Genomic DNA, 3,647 nt, shown 5'->3' on the forward strand with positions numbered 1-3,647 from the left:
TCGCGCACTGCTGCTTGAGCATTTACATCTAATCCTAGCGTTGGTTCATCCAAAAACAATACATGGGGATGATGCAAAAGTGCTGCCAACAATTCTGCCTTCATTCGCTCACCTAAAGACAGTTTCCGCACTGGTTGAGTAAGTTTACCTTCCAAGGAAAGCATCTCTGTTAATTCTCCCACCCGGCGCTGGAACTCTTTATCAGAAATGTTGTACACAGCAGCGTTAATTTTTAAAGAATCTAGCGCTGGTAAATCCCAAATTAGCTGCTGCTTTTGCCCCATTACTAAGGTAATTTTTTGTAAAAAGGCTTCTTTGCGATGAAACGGAATTTGCCCTGCGACTCTGACTGTACCGCTAGAAGGATGAATCAGCCCCGTAAGCATTTTGAGCGTGGTAGTTTTACCAGCACCATTCGGCCCCAAAAACCCCACGATTTCACCAGGGGCAATTTCAAAGGAAACATCCTGAACTGCTTTAATTGAGCGGTAGGTACGGCGAAAAAAGTGGTTGATTGTGCCTTTAAAACCCGGATTTTTAACTGCTACTGGATAAGATTTACTTAGATTTTCAGCAATGATGATTGACATATTTTTTATATTTAGAACCACAGATGTAGGTAAGTGGGAAGAATAAATCAAACTATGTTACGTAATGCAAAATTAATTAAATTGGATCTTAGTAAGGGCTTCAGCCCTTACTACAAACCTTTAATTATTCACGCCTACCTACTCATACAGGTCATAACATATAGGTTTTAGCGTAAACGTCCCGATCGCAATGTACTAACAATTAACCACAAACCCAATAAACTAGCGACTGCAAACAGGGTGGTGCTTAAAAAAGATAGCTGAGTTGTCTGCGCTCTGGTAGAAATAATTGCCGCACCCATAATCAGCGAACCCACTAAAATACTAAAAGATAATCGGTTAGCCGCATCGTCCATAGTGCGCCGCACGCCATCTAAACCCCGTAGCGATAGATTCCACTGTAAGGTTTCTGATGTAACTCGGTCTAATAACAGTTCGATTTGGCGGGGAGATTGTAGAGACAGACTTTTAATATCTAAGGCTGTTCTGAGGAGCGATCGCACTGGATTATCCCCGATTAACTGGCGGCGAAACAAGTCTGTAATTAATGGTTTGACTTCATCAAAAAAGTTAAGCTCTGGGTTGAATGTCCGCGCCACACCCTCTAAATTCGCTATGGTTTTGGCATACAAACCCATGTTACTAGGCAACCTAATTTTATTGTTGCGGGCAACTTGTAAAACTTCATAAATTATCTGGCTGAAATTTATTTGCGTTAGGCTGACGTTGTGATATTTTCGTAACATGCGATCGTAATCATTTTCTAACCGCGACAAAATTACTGGTTGAGCAGAATCTGATAGCTGCAAAGTTAATTGAGCGCACCTTTGAGCATCTAAATCAACGATCGCCAACAACATTTCTGTTAATATCTGCTGTGTGCGGGGATCAAGTCTTCCCACCATCCCACAATCTAAGAGGGCAACACGACCATCTCTGAGATAAAACAAGTTTCCTGGATGGGGATCAGCGTGAAAAAAGCCATCAATATATAGTTGCTGAAAAAATACCCGAAATAACAAAGTAGTTATTTCTTTCCGCTCTACAGCAGGGTCTTTACCATTGTTATTACTGTTCAAATCAGCTGACAGGAACGGCACTCCATCCAGCCATTCCATCACCAGTAATTTTTCTGTAGTCAATTCCCAGTTAATTTCCGCAACTACTATTTGTGTGGGATCAAACCAACGACTCTGAGATAAGTTGCGCCGCAGTTGGTCTGTAAAACCTGCTTCCCGTTTAAAATCTAATTCGGCTTCTAGGGCTTTAGTAAATTCTTCGGCGATAGATTTGATTTCATAGGTTTGTCCAAACTCAGTACGCGCCACTAAATCGGCAATACCTTGAATTAAAGCAATATCTTGGGCAATAGTCAGATCAATCCCCGGACGTTGCACTTTCAGAGCAACTTCTCGACCGTCTGCTAATGTAGCTCGATGTGTCTGGGCTATCGATCCCGCCGCTACGGGGATCGGGTTAACTGTGCTGAAGGTTTCTGCTAGTGAACGTTTTAATTCTTTGCGGAGGACTATTTCTACCTCTGACCAAGGAACTGCTGGTACTTCATCCTGTAAAGATGACAATTCTTCAATGTAAGCGGCGTTAAGTAAGTCGGGGCGGGTAGAGAGTAGCTGACCGAGTTTAACATAAACTGGGCCTAAGTCTACCAGGATATTTTTTAAAACCGCAGGTGTAGGTAGCTGAGGTTCATCAGCTTTGCCACCAGTAAGTAGCCTTCGCATATAGTCCCAGCCATTGCGAAGGAATACTTCCAGGATTTCTCGTTGACGGGGAACAGTTTGGGTGAGGAACATTTTGGGGAGTGGGGAGGGGGAGTAGGGGAAGTGGGAGAGATGAGGGGGATGAGGGAGATGAGGGGGACAAGGAAAGAATTTTTCCAATGCCCCACACTCAATGCCCAATGCCAATGCTCTGCTTTTCGACAGTCAAGTTATAATGGAAAAATAGACTTTTTAGCCTCTGCCAAGGGTTTTAACTTTTATAGCAGGTTGGTAAATCGGGAATCGCTTTGGAGAATTTTGAGGATCTGCTTAATTTCCTGGGTACGTTCTTTTTTGACAACTAGGGTGACATTGCGATCGCGCACAATCACCACATCCTCTAGACCAATAGTAACAACTACGTCTTCTGGATTCGAGGCATAAATAATCGACCCTTGCGTATCCAGCCCTACGTGGGTAGCGAGTTCCACATTGGGAGTTTCCTCAGTCTTCAGTAAGCGTTCGATCGCATTCCAATCTCCTAAATCATCCCAACCAAAATCAACTGGCAAAACGTATGCTAGAGTTGTCTTTTCCATTAGCGCATAGTCTATACTCTTCTTAGGCAACTGGGGATAGATATCAGGGCCATGTTGCTCTAAAGGTTCGATAATTTCTGGAGCATGGGTATGTAGTTCCTTGAGAACAACCCCTGCCCGAAAAACGAACATTCCACTATTCCAGCTAAAGCGTCCCGTAGATAAAAAAGTCTCTGCCGTTTCACGGTCGGGCTTTTCAGTAAAACGGTTGACATGATAAGCTGGCAACTCATTAAAGCTACCTATTTTTTCACCTTGTTCAATGTAGCCGTAACCGATTGATGGAAAAGTAGGCTTGATCCCCAGTGTAACGATCGCTGCTGTGCTTGCTGCTAGTTGCGTAGCCGCGCTTAATGTGTCTGCAAACGCCTTTTGGTCAGCAATCCAGTGGTCAGCAGGGAAAAAGCCAATAACAGCGTCTTCTCCATAGCGCTGTTTGATTTCTAAACTTGTCCAAGCAACGGCGGCGGCGGTGTCTCTTCCTTCTGACTCGATCAGTAAGTTTTGAACTGGTAGATCAGGTAATTGTTGGCGTACCCCTTCAGCTATCTGACTAGAAGTGATCACCCACAAGGAATCCCAACCCGTTCCGAGTGCTAACAAGCGATCGGCGGTTGCTTGTAATAGACTTCTAGAGCTACCATCAAGACTTAAAAATTGCTTGGGTCGGTCTTTGCGACTCAGAGGCCAAAAACGTTCACCTTTACCACCAGCAAGGATTACGGGGAACAATAAAG

General features: G+C 43.9%; 3 protein-coding genes. All 3 read right to left on the bottom strand.

The genetic code is table 11. From position 1 onward, the window contains the following. A partial coding sequence (locus ACEW80_RS04520) for an ATP-binding cassette domain-containing protein (RefSeq protein WP_373525442.1) occupies positions 1 to 590 on the bottom strand: 590 nt, incomplete at its 3' end. Positions 591 to 757: 167 nt separating this feature from the next. Continuing rightward, complete coding sequence (locus ACEW80_RS04525) at positions 758 to 2,404, bottom strand: ABC1 kinase family protein (RefSeq protein WP_373525443.1); 1,647 nt, start codon at positions 2,402 to 2,404, stop codon at positions 758 to 760. Between the two features lie 185 nt (positions 2,405 to 2,589). Next, the coding region (locus tag ACEW80_RS04530; protein ID WP_373525444.1) for a mannose-1-phosphate guanylyltransferase at positions 2,590 to 3,647 on the bottom strand (1,058 nt) is incomplete at its 5' end.

Source organism: Nostoc sp., from assembly GCF_041747015.1.
GTDB lineage: Bacteria > Cyanobacteriota > Cyanobacteriia > Cyanobacteriales > Nostocaceae > Nostoc.